16 protein-coding genes are annotated in these 19,338 nt (G+C 66.7%); 4 read left to right on the top strand and 12 right to left on the bottom strand.

Annotation, left to right across the window (positions count from 1 at the left end; all coding sequences use genetic code 11):
- Positions 1-70: 70 nt before the first annotated feature.
- Both FGU64_RS19875 and FGU64_RS19880 read right to left on the bottom strand, forming a co-directional pair.
- Positions 71-895 (bottom strand): HAD-IIB family hydrolase, encoded by an 825-nt coding sequence (locus tag FGU64_RS19875; protein ID WP_139954720.1) that lies wholly within the window; start codon positions 893-895, stop codon positions 71-73.
- Between the two features lies 1 nt (position 896).
- Complete coding sequence (locus FGU64_RS19880) at positions 897-2,255, bottom strand: sn-glycerol-1-phosphate dehydrogenase (protein ID WP_180375575.1); 1,359 nt, start codon at positions 2,253-2,255, stop codon at positions 897-899.
- Between the two features lie 111 nt (positions 2,256-2,366).
- On the opposite strand from FGU64_RS19880, the gene FGU64_RS19885 reads away from it, so the two are divergent.
- Genes FGU64_RS19885 through FGU64_RS19895 form a run of 3 tightly spaced genes read left to right on the top strand, consistent with a single transcriptional unit; the run spans position 2,367 to position 5,638 of the window.
- Positions 2,367-3,353, top strand: a complete 987-nt coding sequence (locus FGU64_RS19885; RefSeq protein WP_246671161.1) for a sugar-binding transcriptional regulator — start codon at positions 2,367-2,369, stop codon at positions 3,351-3,353.
- A gap of 60 nt (positions 3,354-3,413) precedes the next feature.
- Positions 3,414-4,907: an FGGY-family carbohydrate kinase gene (locus tag FGU64_RS19890; protein ID WP_139954721.1), complete on the top strand. Its 1,494-nt coding sequence runs from the start codon at positions 3,414-3,416 to the stop codon at positions 4,905-4,907.
- Between the two features lie 35 nt (positions 4,908-4,942).
- Positions 4,943-5,638 (top strand): class II aldolase/adducin family protein, encoded by a 696-nt coding sequence (locus tag FGU64_RS19895; RefSeq protein ID WP_139954722.1) that lies wholly within the window; start codon positions 4,943-4,945, stop codon positions 5,636-5,638.
- Between the two features lie 33 nt (positions 5,639-5,671).
- On the opposite strand, the gene rhaI is transcribed toward FGU64_RS19895, so the two are convergent.
- The 10 genes from rhaI to FGU64_RS19945 form a co-directional block, all read right to left on the bottom strand.
- Positions 5,672-6,961 carry an L-rhamnose catabolism isomerase gene (rhaI, locus tag FGU64_RS19900; RefSeq protein ID WP_139954723.1) on the bottom strand — a complete coding sequence of 430 codons (1,290 nt, stop codon included), beginning with the start codon at positions 6,959-6,961 and terminating at the stop codon, positions 5,672-5,674.
- Positions 6,962-6,974: 13 nt separating this feature from the next.
- Entirely contained in the window at positions 6,975-7,808 is an 834-nt protein-coding gene (locus FGU64_RS19905; RefSeq protein ID WP_139954724.1) for a TIGR01459 family HAD-type hydrolase, read from the bottom strand.
- Positions 7,805-9,085 carry an FGGY-family carbohydrate kinase gene (locus tag FGU64_RS19910; protein ID WP_139954725.1) on the bottom strand — a complete coding sequence of 427 codons (1,281 nt, stop codon included), beginning with the start codon at positions 9,083-9,085 and terminating at the stop codon, positions 7,805-7,807. The genes FGU64_RS19905 and FGU64_RS19910 overlap by 4 nt, the downstream gene beginning before the upstream one ends.
- A complete protein-coding gene (locus FGU64_RS19915; protein WP_139954726.1) occupies positions 9,082-10,143 on the bottom strand; it encodes a class II aldolase/adducin family protein in 1,062 nt (353 codons plus the stop codon). Before FGU64_RS19915 ends, FGU64_RS19910 begins: the two co-directional genes overlap by 4 nt.
- Positions 10,144-10,213: 70 nt before the next feature.
- Positions 10,214-11,320: a substrate-binding domain-containing protein gene (locus FGU64_RS19920; protein ID WP_139954727.1), complete on the bottom strand. Its 1,107-nt coding sequence runs from the start codon at positions 11,318-11,320 to the stop codon at positions 10,214-10,216.
- Positions 11,321-11,382: 62 nt separating this feature from the next.
- Positions 11,383-12,327: an ABC transporter permease gene (locus FGU64_RS19925; RefSeq protein ID WP_139954728.1), complete on the bottom strand. Its 945-nt coding sequence runs from the start codon at positions 12,325-12,327 to the stop codon at positions 11,383-11,385.
- A gap of 9 nt (positions 12,328-12,336) precedes the next feature.
- Positions 12,337-13,263 carry an ABC transporter permease gene (locus tag FGU64_RS19930; protein WP_246671379.1) on the bottom strand — a complete coding sequence of 309 codons (927 nt, stop codon included), beginning with the start codon at positions 13,261-13,263 and terminating at the stop codon, positions 12,337-12,339.
- Between the two features lie 77 nt (positions 13,264-13,340).
- Positions 13,341-14,849, bottom strand: a complete 1,509-nt coding sequence (locus FGU64_RS19935) for a sugar ABC transporter ATP-binding protein (RefSeq protein WP_139954729.1) — start codon at positions 14,847-14,849, stop codon at positions 13,341-13,343.
- Positions 14,846-16,249, bottom strand: coding sequence for an FGGY family carbohydrate kinase (locus tag FGU64_RS19940; RefSeq protein ID WP_139954730.1), 1,404 nt, complete (start codon positions 16,247-16,249; stop codon positions 14,846-14,848). Before FGU64_RS19940 ends, FGU64_RS19935 begins: the two co-directional genes overlap by 4 nt.
- Entirely contained in the window at positions 16,246-17,010 is a 765-nt protein-coding gene (locus FGU64_RS19945) for a DeoR/GlpR family DNA-binding transcription regulator (RefSeq protein ID WP_139954731.1), read from the bottom strand. Before FGU64_RS19945 ends, FGU64_RS19940 begins: the two co-directional genes overlap by 4 nt.
- Before the next feature lie 216 nt (positions 17,011-17,226).
- On the opposite strand from FGU64_RS19945, the gene FGU64_RS19950 reads away from it, so the two are divergent.
- Positions 17,227-19,326: a bifunctional rhamnulose-1-phosphate aldolase/short-chain dehydrogenase gene (locus FGU64_RS19950; protein WP_139954732.1), complete on the top strand. Its 2,100-nt coding sequence runs from the start codon at positions 17,227-17,229 to the stop codon at positions 19,324-19,326.
- Positions 19,327-19,338: the final 12 nt, after the last annotated feature.

Here is a 19,338-nt window from a genome sequence, read left to right on the forward strand (position 1 = left end):
GCTGTCGCGCCACCGGCCGTCTTCTTTTTCTCCGTCGCCTTCCGCTCCTCCTCGATGAGCGGCGGGCTGGCTATTCCGCCGCGCGATGCCGCGCGGCTTCGCTGCGCGCAGCGATCAGGCGGTCGGCGATCTCGACGAAGCCGAAGCCGCCTTCGCGCGAGGCGACATAGGCTGGCTCGGCCTCGATGCGGCCGGCAAAGCGCCGGACGTTGGCCACGCCGCACGCATTCGGAAAAAAGGCGAACATCGGCGCATCGTTGGGGCTGTCGCCGGCAAAGACCACGCGCTCGCGCTCAGCGTCGATGTCCATGCCGAGGATTTCGGCGGCGAAGCGCCGCGTCATCGACAGCTTGTCGTATGTGCCGAACCAACCGTTGACATGGATGGACGAAATCTTGGCGACGGCGCCGCCTTCCTCGAAGATGCGCTTGATGCGGTCGACGTCCTCGGGCGGCAGGGCCGGCACGTCCTCGCAGAAATCGATGGCGAGATCGGCCTCGCGATAGAGCTGGTCGGCCGATACAGCGGCCCCCGGAACGGCTGCCAGGATGCGTTCGCGCAACTGCTCGAGCCGGGCGCGGTCCGCCGCGCGCTGTTCAGCGGGAATGGCGAAGACGCGCCGCATGCGCCGCCCCTGCGCATCGTAGGAGAAATAGAACGCGCCGTTTTCGCCGACGACACCGGCGACCGGCCACATGCGGGCGATCATGTCGCACCATCCGGCCGGCCGGCCGGTGATCGGTGCGACGGCGATGCCCGCCTCGCTCAGCCGCTCCAGCGCGGCATAGGCGGCTGCCGGCAAACGCCCCTCGTTGGTCAGCGTGTCGTCGATGTCGGTGAGCACGACCGAGATCCGGGCGGCGACGTCGAGCGGCATGGCTGCGACCGGCTTCATGTCAGACCTCGCCCGCCGCGAAGTCTTCCAGCATGCCGGCATCGGCGGCGATGTCGAGGAAGGAATAGCGGTTGCGCATCTCGCGGCAGTGGACGACGGCCTCGCGGTAGAAGTCGACCGGCAGGCCGAGGTCCTTGGCGGTCATCGGTCCGCCTGCTGCCGCGAGCAGCCGCTCCATCTCGTCGACCGGGATGGTGAAGGCCTGGAGCTCGCGCCTGAGCGTCGGCCACAGCTCGCTGAACTTCTCGTTCATTTCCGCCGCGGCACGCTCGTCGAATATCTTCGGTGCGATGTCACCCAGGCATTGGGCTGCGATCTCGTCGCCCATCCGTCGCGCCATGCCGGCCGCGTCGATGCGCGTCGGCCGGATCACCGGGGCCTTGTCGCTGTCGAGGAACATCTTCTGCAGCCGGGCGAGCGTGAGGGTGGCGACGCCGACCTGTTGTCCGTGCAGGGTGCAGGGATGCTTGTCGCCGGCGAAGCAGTCGATGTAGTGCGAAATCTGGTGCTCGCCCATCGAGCCGTGATGCGACACGCCGGTGAAGGACACGCCAAGCCCACACAGCGTGAGAACCCGGTACAGATAGCCGTTGGCGGCGATATCGCCCTCGGCGATGCCGGCGGCGCGCGCATTGAGCTCCACCTCGTCCTTGTCCTGGAGCAGGTAGGGCACCGTGGAATAGTAGGTCGACAACATGCGGTGCGACATCCACCAGTCCACCTGCGCGACGGAGCGCACGAGGCAGTCGCCGAAACCGGCCGCCGAAAGGTGGCGCGGCGCTGACGCGCTGACCGACAGATCGACGAAGAAACCCGCCGGCGCGTGCGACGGCAGCGATACCTTGAGGCCGTTTTCCAGCGTGATGGAGGCGGTGGTCGACGTGTAGCCGTTCATCGAGCCGGCCGTAGCGAAGACCGCGTAGCGGCGGCCGTCCTGCCCGGTGACGTATTTGCACAGGTCGTTGATGGTGCCCGAGCCGACCGCGACGACGCCTTCCGCACCGGCGAGCCGTTCTTTCAGCGCCGCGATGTTGGCCATGTCGGCGTGCGGATGATCGAGGATCACCGTGTCGACAGGCCCCAGCCGCTCCAGACGCCGGGCGACCCGCGCGCCCATGGCGTCCCACGTCGCCGCATCGGCGACGACGGTAAAGCGTTCGCCCAGCTTGAGGCTGTCGATGAGGTCGGCTTCGGCGCCGTCGAGGTTTTCCTCGATGACGATCCGGTCGTAGGGCATGCGCGGCGTCTTGCCTGTCTCCGGATTGACCCAGCGCCCGGCGAGAACGTCGTCGATCAGGGCGGTCCAGCCGCCCGCCGGCCTGTCCGTGTCGCCGCTCTGTTTCTGGACGCTTTGTATCATGCCGACCGTACCGATCTCGCTTTTTAACAAACGACAGCAGATATTGGCAGAAGTCAAGACATAAGACAAATGCCGTTGACAAATGGCGGGGCGATGGACCAGAGATTGCGAATGGCGAGCATCAAGGCGGCAAGCAGGGACGGCAGGGAAGTCGACGCAAGGCTGCCGACCGAATTCGCTGACGCCGTCACCTGGTCGGCCTGGCTCTACTATGCCGACGGTATGACGCAGAGCGAGATCGCCAAGCGCCTCCAGGTGTCGCGCGCCACCATCGTCAACTACCTCCAGGAAGCGCGGGACCGCGGCATTGTCTCGGTCCACATAAGCCCGCAGGCGAGCGGGCGCACGGCGATTGCGCGCGATCTGATGAGCCGGTTCGGGCTGCACGGCGTCTTCGTCATTCCGAACGGCGAGGAGCAGAGCCTGGTGCGCCGGCTGGGCGATGCCGGCGCCCGCGTCCTGGCGGACCAGATCGAGGACGGCGACACGATCGGCGTTGCCTGGGGCCGCACGGTCTTGGCTGTGGCGGAGCAGATCGTGCTGCGCAAGCCGGTCAGGAATGTTACCGTCGTGCAGGTGTCAGGAAGTTCGACCGGGGAGCCAGAATTCTCGCCGGAACTTTGCACCTCGGTCCTGTCGAACCGCATCCATGCGCGTTGCGTCAACCTGCTCGCACCGGCCGTTCTGTCGACGCGCGGCCTGAAGGCCATGCTGCTCGACGAACCGGTGCTGAAGAAGCAGTTCGAGCTGATCCACTCAACCAACCGCATCCTGTTCGGCGTCGGCGATATCGGGCCGGGCTCGACGGTGCGCGGCTCGGGCATCGCCAGCGGTGCCGAGATGGACGCCTATGTGCGGCAGGGGGCGGTCGCCGTCATCATTGGCCGCTTCATCGACAGCCAGGGCCGGCCGATCGGCGGCGATCACGACGAGCGCATGGTCGGCATCTCGCTGGACGAACTGAAACAGGTGGAGAGCCGCATCTGCGTTGCCGGCGGCCCGGTCAAGATCGCGGCCATCATGGCCACGCTCGAGGCCGGCTATGCCACGCATTTCGTCACCGACGTCGCGACGGGAGAGGCGCTGCTGGCCGGTTGAGCCGTTCGCCGGGTGCGAGCACGACGCCGGCCGTGGCGCCATGTTTGGAAGGAGAACCGCATGCCTGGCGAGCGTTACGTTGTCGGCATGGATTCATCGACCCAGTCGGTCAAGGCGATCGCCTGGACGGCGGACGGGACGCCGCGTGCCGAAGGCCGCGCCCCGCATGCCATCAGCACGCCCGCGCCGCGCCATGCCGAGCAGAACGCCGACGACTGGTGGATCGCCGCCCAGGCCGCCCTGCGCATGGTGACCGGGCAGGTCGATCCCGGCCTGATCGACGGCATCGCCATCTCCAACCAGCGCGAGACGATGGTGTTGCTTGACGCTGACGAGCGGCCGCTGGCGCCGGCGTCATTGTGGCTCGACGGGCGGGCGCACGAGATGGTCGACGTGCTGGCTTCCGAGGTCGGGCGCGAAGAACTGCACGCCATATCCGGCAAGCCGGTGGACGTGATCCCTTGCGTCTATCGGCTGCGCTATTTTCGCGAGCACCAGCCCGACTTGCTCGACCGCGCCAGATGGATCTTCAGCGTCCACGACTTCCTGACCATGAAGCTGACCGGCCGAGCCTCGGCCAGCTGGACCAGCGCCGACCCGTTCGGCATCTTCGATATCCGGCGCAAGGAATGGTCGAAGCCCATCCTCGACGCGCTCGGCATCGACGAGGCGAAACTGCCGGCGCTGCACCGGCCCGGCTCGGCGATCGGCACGGTGAGCGCCGAGGCCGCCGCCGCAACGGGCCTGCGGGCCGGCACGCCGGTATTTGCCGCCGGCGGCGACGGCCACTGCGCAGCACTTGGGGTCAGCGCCATCAGCCCCGGCATCGTCTATCTCAATCTCGGTACGGCCGTGGTGGGCGGCATGTGGTCGGCGACGCCGCAGATCAGCCGTTTCTGGCGCACGCTGGTTTCCCCCACCGGTGAGGGCTATCTTCTGGAAAGTTGCCAGCGCGGCGGCGCCTATTTCGTCAACTGGCTGCTCGACACCTTCGCCGGAGGACGGGCCGATCCGGCCATCTTCGCCCGCATGGAAGAGGAGGCGAGCCGGCTGCCGATCGGGTCCGAGGGCGTCATGGTCTGCTCCTACCTGCTCGGCTGCATGGATCCGCATTGGGACGAGAACGCGCGCGCCACCTTCACCGGCATGGGCGCGACGACCGGCATGCGCCATCTCTATCGCGCCTCGCTGGAAGCGATCAGCCTCGAATTCGCCCGCGCGCTCGAGCAGATGCGGTCGATGGGCTTGCAGCCCGACCGCATCCTCGCCATCGGCGGCGGCGCCGGCAGCCGCCTGTGGCGCAAGATGCTCGCCGACTCCACCGGCTTGCCGGTGGTCAGCAGCCTGTCGGACGAAGCCTCGGCGCTGGGAGCGGGCATGGCGGCCGCCGTCGGCGCCGGCTGGCATGCCGATTTCGCCGCGGCCACCGCAGCGATGACCCGCACGGCGGGCCAAATCGATCCGGACCCGGCGGCCTATCCAGCATGGCAGGCTCTGTCCCGACGTCAGGCGAAACTCTACGAACTTGCCCGGCTTACCCAAGAGCCGATCTAGCCGTGCCGCGCGACCGGCACACAACCACGAACAGGATGAAGACCATGAGTAACGAACGTGCCTTGCGGGAAGAGATGGTGGCGATCTGCCGGCGGATGAATTCCAGCGGCATCAACCAGGGCACCGCCGGCAATCTGTCGGTGCGCTCCGGCGACGGCTTCCTCATCACGCCGTCGTCATTGCCCTACGACACGATGACGCCCGACGATATCGTCGAGATGGGCTTCGACGGCACCTATGTCGGCCGCCGGCCATCGTCGGAGTGGCGCTTCCACCGCGACATCCTGAAGGAGCGCGGCGACATGAACGTTGTGCTGCACTGCCACTCGGTCTACGCCACGACGCTGGCCTGCCATCACAAGACCATCCCTAGCTTCCACTACATGACCGGTGTGGCCGGCGGCACCACCATACGCTGCGCCGAATACGCCACCTTCGGCACGCAGGCGCTGTCCGACAATGCGCTGGCCGCGCTGAAGGACCGCAAGGCCTGCCTGCTCGGCCAGCACGGCCAGATTTCGCTCGGCACCAACATGGAAGGCGCGCTCTGGCTGGCCATCGAGGTGGAGACGCTGTCGCGCATCTATGTGCAGGCGCTCACCCTCGGCGAGCCGCCGGTTCTCTCCGACGAGGAAATGGGACGCGTCATCGACCAGATGAAGCGCATGAGCTACGGCCTCGGCCCGGAGGCGGAAGGTTCCAACGACGTCGCCCGCCCGCGCAAGGCCTGACGCCGGCAACCGTACCTGCATGCGGGCGGCGCGTCAGACGATGCCGCCGCCGCCCGAAGCGACAGCCGGCCGCTCGCCGGCGACCTTCCTGCGATAGCCGCTGGCGCGATAAGCCGCGATCGGATCAATCGCCCCGCCGCGATTGAAGCGCGCCATCGCCAGGATCGGCTCGACGTCGGTGCGGAAGGCGGTTTTCAGCGTCTGCGTCGCCATCAGCGCATCGTTGTCCTGCTGGTAGCCGGCGAGCGCTTCGCGGTCGACCAGCAGCGCCGCCGCGTAGGCGCGCTGCACCTCGGCGGCCGACAGCATCAGGCTTTCGATCGGGTCGGTGACGTTGTGGCTCTGGTCGAGCATGTGGGCAGGGCGGAAATCTTTCGCTCCCGCAAGCTCCGCATCGACCAGTTCATTGAAGACGAGGAACAGGCGGTAGGGATCGATCGAGCCGGCGTCGAGGTCGTCGTCGCCGTATTTGGAATCGTTGAAGTGGAAGCCGCCCAGCTTGCCGAACTGGATCAGCCGCGACACGATCATCTCGATGTTGACGTTCGGCGCGTGATGGCCGAGATCGACAAGGCAATAGGCCCGCTCGCCCGTTTCCCTGGCGATGATGTAGTTGGTTCCCCAGTCCTGCACCACCGTCGAATAGAAAGCCGGTTCGTACATCTTGTGCTCGGTGAACAGCCGCCAGTCGTCCGGCAATTCGGCATAGATGGCTTTCACCGCCTCGAGATAACGTTCGAAGGCGCGGGCGAAGTTCACCTGGCCGGGAAAATTCGAGCCGTCGCCGATCCAGATCGTCAGCGCTTTGGAGCCGAGTTCCTTGCCGATCTCGATGCATTCGATGTTGTGCTCGACCGCCTGGCGGCGCGTGGCGGCGTCGGTGTGCGACAGCGATCCGAACTTGTAGGACAGGCTTTGTCCGGCGCCGTCGGAAAAGGTGTTGGAATTCATGGCATCGAACCCCAGCCCGAAGCGCGAGGCCGCCTGCTTCAGCCGCTTCGGGTCTGCCCTGTCCCAGGGAATGTGGAGCGAAACGGTTGGCGTTGCGCGCGTGAGCTGCTGGATGACGGCGCAATCCTCGATCTTGTCGAAGATGTCGCGCGGTTCGCCGTCGCCGGGGAAGCGGGCGAAGCGGGTGCCGCCGGTGCCGACGCCCCAGGAGGGAACCGCGACGCCGAAGGCTTCCACCTTTTTCAGGATGGCGTCGATGGCCATGCCGCGCCGGTCGAGCTGTTCGCCGAGCGCGGCGTAGTCGGCGCGCATGGCCTTTTCCCGGCTTCGGTTGTTTTCCGCGACGCCGTCTTCGGCAAGTATCGCTTCCATCGTCTTGTCCTCATCACCAGTAGAAGCCCGGCAGGGTGAAGCCGGGCACGACGCCGTAGCGCTTATAGAGCCGCCGTCTCTCGTTCTCGTGGCTAGTCGCCAGGATGCCGGTCTCGACCAGCGCCGTCGCCAGACCGGCTTCGGCGCCGCCGGCGATATCGTGCTCGACGCTGTCGCCGACGCAAACGACACGCGCGGGATCGGGGTTCCCGGCCAGCGCCAGTGCCGCCGTGTAGATTTCGGGAAACGGCTTGCCGATCCAGGTCACCGGCCCGCCGAGTTCGGCGTAAAGTTCGGCGATCCGTCCAGCGCCGAAGCTGGGGCCGGCCGGCGTCAGCATGATCTTGTCGGGATTCGTACACAGGCACGGCACGCCGCGCCGCGCAGCCGGACCAAGCAGCTTCTCGTAGTGCGCAAGGTCGTAGCGGTCGCTCTCGGAGGCCGATAACAGCACCACATCCGCCTGCGCGCCGTCGTCGACAAGCTGCAGCGGCAGCCCGTCGACCGCCGACGTGTCGCCGTCGCGCGCCACCAGCAGGCAGCGGCGGCCCGACTGGCCGGCATCGGCAAGCTGGCGCCAGGCGACCTCGCCGGACGACAGGAAATGCGACCAGCTTCCCGGCTTGAAGCCGAGCTTGACCAGCCGCGCCTCGTTAGGTGCCGACCGCTTGCCGGAATTCGACAACAGCACCGTCGTCTTGCCCGATGCCGTCAGCCGTGCGAGCGCCTCGACTGCGCCCGGATAGGGGGCCGTGCCGTCGTGCAGCACGCCGAACTGGTCGATAAAGAAGACATCGAAACGGTCGGCCAGGGCGCCTGTGCCGGAAAGAGCGATGGGCGCGGTCATGCCAGAAGGCCCGCCGCACGCGCGCCGGCCAACGCAAGCCGCGCGGTGCCGGCCGCCGCTTCCTGCGACCGGGCGTCGAGGAAGGGAACGCCGAGCCTGCGTTGCCGGATGCGCGTCCAGGCGGCGTTGGCCGCCCCGCCGCCGACGCTGCGCATCGATTTCAGCTGCGGCGCGCCGAGTTCGGCCAGCCGGCGGTAGCCAAGCGCCTCGATGGCCGCGATGCCTTCCAGCATTCCTTGCAGGAAGGTTGCGTCGCTTTCCGGGCGCGGCGTGAGCCGGGGCGGATAGACCGGATCGGCTATCGGAAAACGCTCGCCGGGCTTAAGCAGCGGATAGTAGCCGAGCTCGGTGTCGGCCTCGGGATCGATTTCGGCGCTGAGGGTGCGGATGCGGTCGATGTCGAAGAATTGCCCTAAAACCTTGCCGCCGCTGTTGGAGGCGCCGCCGGCCAGCCACATGCCGAGGATGCGATGGCTGTAGACGCCGTAGCGCGGCGCGAAGATCGGTCTGTCCGACAACAGTTTGAGCGTCAGCGTCGAGCCGAGCGCCGTGACGCCGTCGCCGAGAGCGCTCGCCCCCGTCGCCAGGAACGATGCGCAGCCGTCCGTCGTTCCCGCCACCACCAGCGTATCGACCGGCAGGCCGAAACGGTCGGCTGCCTGCCGGGAAATACGGCCGACGGGCGCGCCGGCCGCGACGACACGGGGCAGCAGCGCCATATCGAGCCCTGTCGCTGCCATCCAGTCCGGCCAGCGCGCGGCGACCGGATCGTAGCCGGTCTTCAGCGCATTGTTTTCGTCGGTCGTGTCGAAATGGCCGGTGAACTGGCCCATGATCCAGTCGGCCTGATGCAGCACGCGCTCCAGGCCGCGCACCGATTGGTGGTGAAGCGCCTTGGCGAGGCCGGAGGTCGGGCCGTTCGCCGCCGACCCGGCCGGGACGATCGGTGCGATGCGCTCGACGATTGTAGGGTCGGGAACGGCATCGTTGTACATCAGCGGCGCGTCCAGCGGAATGCCGGCCGCATCGACGGGAAGGGTGGTGCCGGACGTGCCGTCCACGGCGAGCGCCCGCACCGCATGGCGGGAAATCGTGCCGAGCAGTTCCGCCAGCGCCAGTTCCACGGCGCGCAGCCATGTCTGCGGGTGGCGCGGATCGGGTCCCGTCGCATCCATCGCGCACGCGCCTTGCCCGACGAGCCGTTCGGCGGCGTCCATCGCCACCGCCCGCACGCCGGATGTGCCGACATCGATGCCGATGAAGAGGTCTGCCGTCATCGCTTCGCCGCCGCGGCGTCGAGTTTCTGGCGGTATTTCTCGGCGTCCCAGTTGGTCAGCTCGTGATTCTCGTCTTCGCTCAGATAGCGCAGCGGCGCGCCTTTCGGGATGCGCGTGGCGACGTCGGCGAGGCAGCGCGCCATGGCGTCGGCGCTGGCGCTGGCGTCGGCGCGCATCAACACGCCGAGGCCCGGAAACAGGATGGAGGCCGGCGCCGATCCGATCCTGCGCCGGACATCGGCGGGCGTTTCGCCCGGTTGCGCGACGGTCGAGCCGACGCCGAGGAAGATGACGTGGTCGGGGTAGAGGCTGCCGCCAGCCGCGATCGCCGTGGCGGCGGCGTCGAGCGCGACCGCATGGGCCGCGCGATCCGCCGGCAAGCGGTAGCCGGCGGCATCGGCCAGTTGCGCAAGCCGTTTCGTATCGGCCGGCGGTGTGGGCCGTGCGTCCTGCCTCAGGTGCTGCTTGACCGTGCGCAGCAGCGCTTCCGCTTCGGCGACGCTTTCGGCGGCGACGACAAGGCCGTGGTTGCCGAGGATAAGCACGTCGGGGCGTTGCGCGCGGTGCAGCGCAATTCCCTTCGCCAGCGGCAGGCCGGGCCGGTGATACGGCACATAGGCCCAGTTGAAGCCATCGAGGCGTTGGCCGAGTTCGGCAACCGCGTCGGTGCGGACTGCCAGTGCGATGGTGTCGACGCAATGCACATGGGCGACGACGCGCTGCGGCATCAGCGCATGCACGGTCGTCTCGATCGACGGCCTGAGGCCCGAAGGGTTGCGCGCGGCAATGGTGAAGCGGTGCGCCTGTTCGGCGGCGGGATCGCCGGCTTCGACCGCTGCGAGCAGCGGCGTCATTTCCACCGGCACCATGATGTCGCGCTCCAGTGCGTGCGCCAGCCATGTCCCGGATGCCTTGATCCAGAGCGTGTCGCCGTCCTTGATGGAGGTGTTGCCGCCGGCGGCCTGCGTCAGCGACGGGTCGGAGCCGACGGCCGCCGAGAAGGCGCGCAACGCCGCCATTTCGGCTTGCAGGTCGGCGGTATCGGGTGCGCTTGTCATGGTTCGGTCGTGAGTTTTCGGGGCACGAGAGAAAAGGGGCGGGAGGCGCTGGCGCGCCTCCCGCTTCGACCTAGAAGTCGAAATCGTTGATGTTGTCCTTGGTGAAGACGAACGGCGCGCCGAGCAGGATCTCCGAGCCGTTGATCACCGACAGGTCGCCGAGCTTGCCGGCCTTGACCGAGGTCGCGCCGGGCGCCAGCGTGCCGTCAGCGGCGGCCCGCAGCACATAGGCGGCGGCATAGCCGAGGTCGACCGGGTTCCAGAGAACCACCGACTTGACGCAACCCGCCCCAACGTAGGGCTTCATAGCGTTCGGCGTGGCCAGGCCGACGACGGCGACGCTGCCGCACTTCTTGGCCTGCGTCACCGCGTCGGCTGCCGCCGGCGTCGCCACCGAAGTCATGCCGAAGATACCCTTCAGCTCATCGCCGTATTTGTTGATGAGCGTGTTCGACTGGTTGAACGACAGGATGTTGTCTTCCTGCGCTTCGACCGTCTCAAGCCACTTCATCTTCGGATGGCATTTCGCCTGGTAGGCCGCCATCTCCGAAATCCAGCGCGCCTGGTTGGGCGTGGTGAAGGTGGAGGTGACGATGGCGAAGGAGCCTTCCTCACCGATCTCGGAGGCCATGGAATCGACCATCGCCTTGGCGATGCCGTTGAACTCGGCCTGGTTGACGAACCACTGGCGTGCGTCCGGCTCCGAATTGGCGTCGTAGCCGACGACGTTGATGCCGGCGGCAAGCGCCTTCTTCAGCACCGGCGAGATGGCGACGGGATCGTTGGCGGCGAACAGGATGCCGTCGACGCCGCTGGTGATGTAGTTGTCGATCAGCGTGATCTGGTCGTCGATGTTGGCCTTGCTCGGACCGTCGGTCTTGGCGTTCATCGTGCCCATTTCCTTGGCGGCGTCGGCGATACCTTTCGACGTCGCGTTGAAATAGCCGATGCCGACGAGCTTCGGCACGTCCACCACGGTCAGCGTCTTGCCCTTGCGGTCGGGCGGGTTGGTCGGCTGGCCGCCGTCGTAGGGCTTCGCCTCGGCGGTCGCGGGCGTGGCGTCGCAGGCGAGCGGGTTGGTCGGCAGGTCGTCGCCGCCCGTCCAGGCGGATTGGGCGTGGCTCAGGCTTGTCGAGAATGACAAGGCAAGAAGCGCGGAAAGTACGATTTTGTGCATTTCATCCTCCAAATAATCGTCCGGACACTGATGAGCGGCAGTGAAGGACGGTCTTCTCCCATTTATCGAGTGCCGCTCCTCTCGAAGATCGCGCTGGCGAGGACCGCCAGGATAAGCACGATGCCGATCAACATGATCGTACCGTCGCCTTTGACGCCCGCCAGCGACAGGCCGTTCTTCAGCGCCTGGATCAGGCACAGCCCGAGCACCGTGCCGAGCACCGTGCCTCGCCCGCCGAAGATAGACGTGCCGCCCAGCACCACCGCCGTGATGGCGTCGAGCTCGATGCCGGAGCCCATGTCCGAGCGCGTCGTCGAGACGCGCGAGACGAAGATGACGGCGGCGACGGCGGCGGCGAATCCCGACATCGTATAGAGGGCGAGCTTCGTGCCTTCGACCGAAAGGCCGGAAAAGCGCGCCGCCACTTCGTTCGAGCCGATGGCGTAGGTGGTGCGGCCCCAGCGCGTATAGGCAAGGATGACGGCCGCGACGACCGCCGCGATCAGCAGGATCCAGAGCTGGGTGGGCACGCCCAGCACCTCGCCCTGGCCGAGCACGTAGAACCAGTCCGGATAGCCGCGCACCGAGCGCGCCTGGCTGATGCCTTCGGCAAGTCCGCGATAGAGCGCCAGCGTCGCCAGCGTGGCGATCAGCGCCGGAACCCGGAAGCGGGTGATGATGAGGCCATTGACATAGCCGGCAAAGGTGCCGACGGCGATCGCCGCCACCGCTGCGGCCGGCAGCGGCACGCCGAGGTTCTTCCAGAATACGCCGGTCAGGATCGCCGTCAGGCCGAGGATCGAGCCGACCGAAAGGTCGATGCCGCCAGTGGCGATGACGAAGGTCATGGCAATGGCGATCAGGCCGGTCTCGGTCATCAGCCGGCCCTGGTTCAGTAGGTTGGCGACCGTGAAGAACCTGTCCGACTGCCATGACAGAACGACCAGCGCCAGCACCAGCAGGATGGCCAGGAACGTTTCGTGGCGAATGAGGGATCGAAGCGTCATCGCCGGCTCCTACACGGTCCGCCGGCGGCGCAGCATGTCGGCCAGCACCGTCGCCAGGATCAGCAGGCCGATCACCGCGCGCAGCCAGTAGGCCGAGACGTTGACGAAGATCAGCGCCGAGCCGATGGTGGCGAACAGGATCGCCGCCAGCGTCGAGCCGATCACGGTGCCCGATCCGCCCAGGATCGACACGCCGCCGATGACGGCGGCCATGATGATGGTGAGTTCCAGGTTCGGCGGCACGGTCGACTGGATAACCTGCAACTGGGTGGCGAACAGGATCGTCGCCAGCCCGGCGAAGAAGCCGTTCAGGATGAAGACCGCGACGATGCGGCGCTCGATCGGAATACCGGTGGCGACGGCAGCCTCCGGGTTGCCGCCGACTGCGTAGAGCGAGCGGCCGAAGGCCGAATAGCGCATCCAAAGTGCGGCAAGCACGGTCAGCACGATCATCGCGACCAGCGGCACCGGCAGGCCGAGCCATTTCTGCTGGGCGATCAGGAAGGCCGGCGGCAGGTCGCTGATCCAGGTGCCGCCGGTGACCGAGATCAGCCCGCCGCGCAGGATCGACAGGGCGCCGAGTGTCACCACGATGGAGGGAATGCGGAAATAGGCGACCAGGATGCCGATCAGCCCGTTGATCGCCATGCCGACCAGGACGGGGAAGAACCAGGCGACCCAGATCGGATAGCCGGCGACCGCCAGCGTGCCGGAGATCGTCGCCAGCACGCCGATCAGTGCGCCGATCGAGACGTCGATGTTGCCGGTGATGATGACCATCGCCATGCCGATCGCGGCGACGGCGATATAGGCGTTGCCGGAAAAGATCGACGTCAGGTTGTTGGCCGAGATGAAGCGGGGGTTGACTGCCGTCACCGCGATGAACAGCACCACGATGGCCAACAGCACGATGAGTTCCTGGCCGTAGTCGGCCATAAGCCGGCGCAGGAAGCCCGGCCGCTGCAGGCTGGTCTGCGGCCGCACGGGAGGCAGGTCGACGCCGCTCATCGCCATCACGCGGCCTCCTTGTGCGCGGTCATGGCGGCTCCGACCCGCTCGGGCGTCGCCTCTTCGCGGCTCAGTTCCTCCATGATACGTCCGCCCGCCATGACAAGCACGCGGTCGCTCATGCCCAGCACCTCGGGCAATTCGGACGAGATCATCAGGATCGCCACGCCCTGCCTGACCAGTTCGCCCATGATGGTGTGGATTTCGGCCTTGGCGCCGACATCGACGCCACGCGTCGGTTCGTCGAGGATCAGCACCTTGGGGCTGGTTTCCAGCCATTTGGCGATGACCACCTTTTGCTGGTTGCCGCCGGACAGTTCGCCGACCGGCTGGCCGATGCTGCGGCAGCGCACGCCGAGCCGCTTGACGGCTTCCGTCGCCCGTCTGGCCTCCTGGGCCGCGCGGATGAAGATGCCGGAGGACAGCCGGTCGATGGTCGCCATCGAGATGTTCTTGCGGATCGCCATCGGCTTGACGAGGCCTTGCAGGCCTCGGTCCTCGGGAACGTATGCGATGCCGAGGTCGCGCGCCTGCCGCGGCGAGCGGATCGCCACCGGCTTACCGTCGAGCACAACCGTTCCGGACGTGGCGGGCGTCATGCCGAACAGCGTCAGCGCCAGTTCGGTGCGGCCGCTGCCGACCAGCCCGGCGATGCCGAGGATCTCGCCCTTGCGCAGCGAAAACGAGATGTCGCGCACCTGCCGGCCCCGGTTCAGCCCGTCGACCTGAAGGACCGTGTCGCCGATCGCCGCTTCGACCTTCGGGAACAGGCTGTCGATCGGCCGGCCGACCATGAGGGAGACAAGCTGGCGCTCGTCCACCTCGCCGATGTCCTTGGTCGCCACATGCGCGCCGTCGCGCAGCACGGTGACGCGGTCGGCCAGCGCAAAGATTTCGGGCAGGCGGTGGCTGACATAGACGATGCCGACGCCGCGTTCGCGCAACTGGCGCACGATCCCCATCAGCCGTTGTACGTCGGCCTCGACGAGCGAGGCGGTCGGCTCGTCCATGATGAGGATTTTGGCGTCGCGCGAGAGAGCCTTGGCAATCTCCACCCTTTGCCGCTGCGCGACGGAAAGCGTAAGCACCTTGGTGTCGACATCCAGTTCGCGGGTGTCGAGCTGGTCGAGCAGGTCGCGGGCGCGGCTGCGCACGGCGCTCCAGTCGATGGCGCCCGAAGAGGTGCGAGGATAATGGCCGAGAAAGATGTTTTCGGCGACCGACAATTCGGGGAACAGCAGCAGTTCCTGGTAGACGGTGGCGATCCCGGCGGCGGTTGCATCGCGCGGCGAGGTGAGCTTGATTTGCCGCCCGTCGACCGTGATCGTGCCGCCGTCCGGCATATAGAGCCCGGACAGGATCTTGATCAGTGTCGACTTGCCGGCGCCGTTCTCGCCGAGCAGTGCATGGACTTCGCCCGCCCGCACGTCAAAGCTCACGTCCTTCAGCACCTTCACGCCGGCAAAGGCCTTGGAGACGCCGGAGAGCGTGACGAAAGGCGTGTCCGCGCTCATGCCCTGGCTCCCTTCGCATTTCGGCGCGCGTCGTCGCGGCGCGATTCGGCCTGCGCGCGCCAGGCGTCGCGATAGGCTTCGAGGCCCGCGATGGCGCTGGCCGTGATCGCCTGCGTTTCATCCTTGAAGGGATGATGGCCGAGCGCGTCGAAGGCGAGCGCCGCGGCCCCGGTCGCCGAACCTTCGCTCATCGCCGAGCGCACGAAGCGCTGCGCCGGCCGCAACTGCGCCAGCATTGCGCCAAAGAGATCGATGCGAGCGAGCCCGCCGTCGACGATCACCGTGTTGTCGGAGCGGATGAGATCCAGCGAGAAGTCGGTCATCATCACCACATAGAGAGCTGCGACCGCCGCGCGCTCCTCGCCGCTGACCTCGCCGCCGACGATTTCTCCGGTCGTCTCGGGAAAGGGGCCGCCGGCGGTCCACGACGGCATGGCGTAGACGCCGCGCCGTATCACCGCTTCGACGGCAGCCGGGCCGATCGGCTTGTTCCAGCCCCCGGCGATGTCGTCGTATTCGCGCCCGCCCATGAACCGCAGCGACGGCGCCGGTTCGCCCCGCACCGTGACGTTGGAGATCATGTCGCGCTCCTGCTGGAGCGCCGACAGCGGGCAGTCGAGGTTGATGATGATGACCCAGGTGCCGGTCGACACCAGGGTGAAATCGGACAGGCCCGTCATGCGGTAGTAGGCGAGCGCCGCGTTGGAATCGTGGACGCCGTTATGCACGGCAAGGTCCCGCGCCGATCCATCGGCAAGCGGCACGGTCACGCTGTCGACCACTGCTCCGGCGGGGGCGATTTCCGGGAACAGGTGCCGCCAGCCGAGCTTATGGACGAGGGAACTGTAGTCGCGCTTCAGCGGCGCCCAGGCCTGCGTGTGCGCGCCGAGGTAGGAATATTCCGACAGTTTGCGGCCGGTCAGCCGCCAGCCCCAATATTGCGGATAGCACAGGATGGCGTCGGCGCCGGCAAAGGCCTCGGGCTCTTCCTTCTGCAGCCAGTAGATGTGGCGGGTGATGCAGAAGCCGAGCGGCAGGTGCGGGGTGAAGGTTTCGGAAAAGTCCGGCAGTTGCGGATCGATCTCGGCGGCGACGGAGGGCGGGATTTCCTGTTCGTAGTCGAGGATCGGATGCCTGAGGTCGTCGTCGCCGCTAACCAGCGCGAATGTGCAGCCATGGGCGGAGACGATGACGCGCTCGACGCCGTGCCGCTCGACTGCGCCGGCCAGTTCCGCCCGCATCCAGGCTTCGAGCCGCTCGGCGTCGAGCACGCTCCTGCCGTGATGTGTCAGCCAGACGGGCTTGGTGCGGCGCTCGTCGAGGACGGCTCCGTCGCGCGAAAAGACGAACAGCTTGGAATTCGTCTTGCCGAGATCGAAGACCGCCAGCGCACCACTCATGGCGCCCCTCCGGCGATTCTCACGGCGACGCCGGCGCTTTCCAGCATGCGGGCGGCAGCGTCGCTGAGACCGTCGTCGGTGATCAGCGTGCCGACCCGCGCGAGCGGCAGCGCGACGTTGCGGGCGTGGATCGAGAATTTGCGGCTGTCGGCCAGCACGACGATCTGGTCCGCCGTCTGGCTTAGTTCCTGGATAGAGCGGACCATCAGCGGATGGGATTCGAGCAGGCCCTCGGCACTGATCCCCTGGGCGCCGAGAAAGAACTTGGAGCCGTAGAAGGCGGTCGGCGCGGCCGAGGAATAGATCACCCGCGGCTCGCGGTGCAGGTCGCCGCCGGCCACGGTCAGGCTGCACGAACCGTTCTCGCCGAGATAGGCCGCCAGCGGCATCGAATTGGTGAACAGGCGGATGTTGCGGTCGGCGAGCTTGACGCCGAGATGGAAGCAGGTCGAGCCGCCGTTGACGATGACAGCGTCGCCGTCCTTCACCAACGTGGCGGCGAGATCGGCGATCTGCCGCTTCGCCTCGACCGCGAGATCGCGGTTCTCGTCATAGGGGCGGGCGAAGACGGCGCCGGACGTCTCCAGCGCGGATACGCCGCCATAGACCTTCCGCGCATCGCCGGACTCGTCGATCTTGTCGATGTCGCGGCGCACCGTGGCGGCGGAGACGCCGAGGCGCTCCTGCAACTCGCGAACCGATGCGAAAGGGCGATCCCGCAAAAGCTCGACGATCTGCCGCTGGCGGGCCAAATCGTTCAAATTGTCCTCCCTGGCCGGTCATCCTCCTGACCTTGAAGCAGGTTACGCAAAACGGTGATGTTGGCAAGCCTGTTTTGAGAGACTTCAATCATTTTGCAATGCAATACGATTACATTGCGCTGCAAAATGAGCTATTTGCATCTTTTGATGATTGACTTTTTGCACGCAAGCTTCTGAATAGAGCGAGGGCGCACGGCGCCATCCGGAGGTCCATTCATGCCCGACAAACGTTCAGCGCTGCTCGCCAACCTGTGGGATGAGAAGAAGGCGGCCGCCATGAGCGAGCCTGAGCGTCTGGTGTACCGCTCGAACCTTTTGGGTTCCGACAAGCGGGTCACCAATTACGGCGGCGGCAACACGTCCTCGAAGATCATGCAGAAGGACCCGCTGACCGGGGAGGCGGTGGAGGTCCTGTGGGTCAAGGGGTCCGGCGGCGACAGCGCCTCCATCAAGCTGGACGGTTTCGCCACGCTCTACATGGACAAGCTGTGGGCGCTGAAGGGGCTCTATCGCGGACCCGACCACGAGGACGAGATGGTCGGCTACCTGCCGCACTGCACCTTCAATCTCAACCCTCGCGCCGCCTCCATCGACACGCCGTTGCACGCCTATGTGCCGAAGCCGTTCGTCGATCACATGCATCCCGATGCCATCATCGCCATCGCCGCGGCGAAGGACTCCAGGGCGCTGACGAAGACCGTCTTCGGCGATGCGATCGGCTGGCTGCCCTGGCGGCGGCCGGGCTACGAGCTCGGCCTGTGGCTGGAGAAATTCTGCAAGGAGAATCCGAAGGCCAAGGGCGTCGTGCTGGAGAGCCACGGCCTGTTCACCTGGGGCGACACGCCCGAAGAATGCTACCGGACCACGATCGACACGATCAATGCGGCGATCGAATGGTTCGACGGGCAGACCAGCGGCAAGCCGGCCTTCGGCGGAGCCGCCGTCAAGGCGCTGGCGCCGCAGGAGCGGCGCGCTGTCGCCGCCCGCCTGATGCCGAAGATTCGCGGCATGATTTCCGGCGCGGTCAGCAAGGTCGGCCACTTCGACGATTCCGAGGCGGTGCTGGAATTCGTCAATTCCCAAAAGCTGCGCCCGCTGGCGGCGCTCGGCACCTCCTGTCCCGACCATTTCCTGCGCACCAAGATCAGGCCGCTGGTGATCGACTTCGACCCGGCCAAACCGGATGTCGACGCCGTCGCGGCGCGGCTGGCCGACGACGTGGCTGCGTACCGAGCGGACTATCAGGCCTATTACGACCGTTGCCGGCACGACAATTCGCCCGCCGTGCGCGATCCCAACGCCGTCGTCTACCTGATACCGGGCGTCGGCATGCTGACTTTCGCCGCCGACAAGGCGACCGCCCGCATTTCGGGCGAGTTCTACGTCAATGCGATCAACGTCATGCGTGGCGCCTCGGCGGTGTCCGCCTATGTCGGTCTGCCGGAGCAGGAGGCGTTCGACATCGAATACTGGCTGCTCGAGGAAGCCAAGCTGCAACGCATGCCCAGACCGAAATCGCTTGCCGGGCGCATCGCGCTGGTGACCGGCGGCGCCGGCGGCATCGGCAAGGCGACGGCGATCCGCCTGTTGCGCGAAGGCGCCTGCGTGGTGCTGGCGGATATCGACGCGACGGCGCTGGAGGTCGCGAACAGCGAGCTCGGCACAGCGTTCGGCAAGGACTTCGTCCGGTCCATCAGGCTCGACGTCACCAGCGAGGCCGATGTCGCCGCCGGCTTCGCCTCGACGGCGGTCGAATTCGGCGGCCTCGACATCCTCGTCTCCAATGCCGGCATCTCGTCTTCGGCTCCCATCGAAAACACCGAACTGTCGATGTGGAACCGCAACATGGACATTCTCGCCAAGGGCTATTTCCTCGTTTCGCGCGAGGCCTTCCGGCTTTTCAAGCAACAGGCGGTCGGCGGCAACGTCGTCTTCATCGCCTCGAAGAACGGCCTTGCCGCTTCGCCGAACGCAGCCGCCTACTGCACCGCCAAGGCTGCTGAAATCCATCTGGCGCGATGCCTGGCGCTGGAAGGGGCGGAACATCAGATCCGCGTCAACACCGTCAATCCCGATGCCGTGCTGCGCGGTTCGAAGATCTGGACCGGGGAATGGCGCGAGCAGCGCGCGGCCGCCTATTCGATGCAGCCGGACGAACTGGAAGAGCACTACCGCAAGCGCTCCATGCTCAAGCGCTCGGTCTTCCCGGAAGACATCGCCGAGGCGGTCTACTTCCTCGCGTCCGATATGTCGGCCAAGTCCACCGGAAACATCGTCAACGTCGATGCCGGCAACGCCCAGAGCTTCACCCGCTGAAGCTGGGTACAG

Origin of the sequence: Mesorhizobium sp. 8, assembly GCF_006351905.1 — a bacterium.
Classification (GTDB): Bacteria; Pseudomonadota; Alphaproteobacteria; order Rhizobiales; family Rhizobiaceae; genus Mesorhizobium; species Mesorhizobium composti.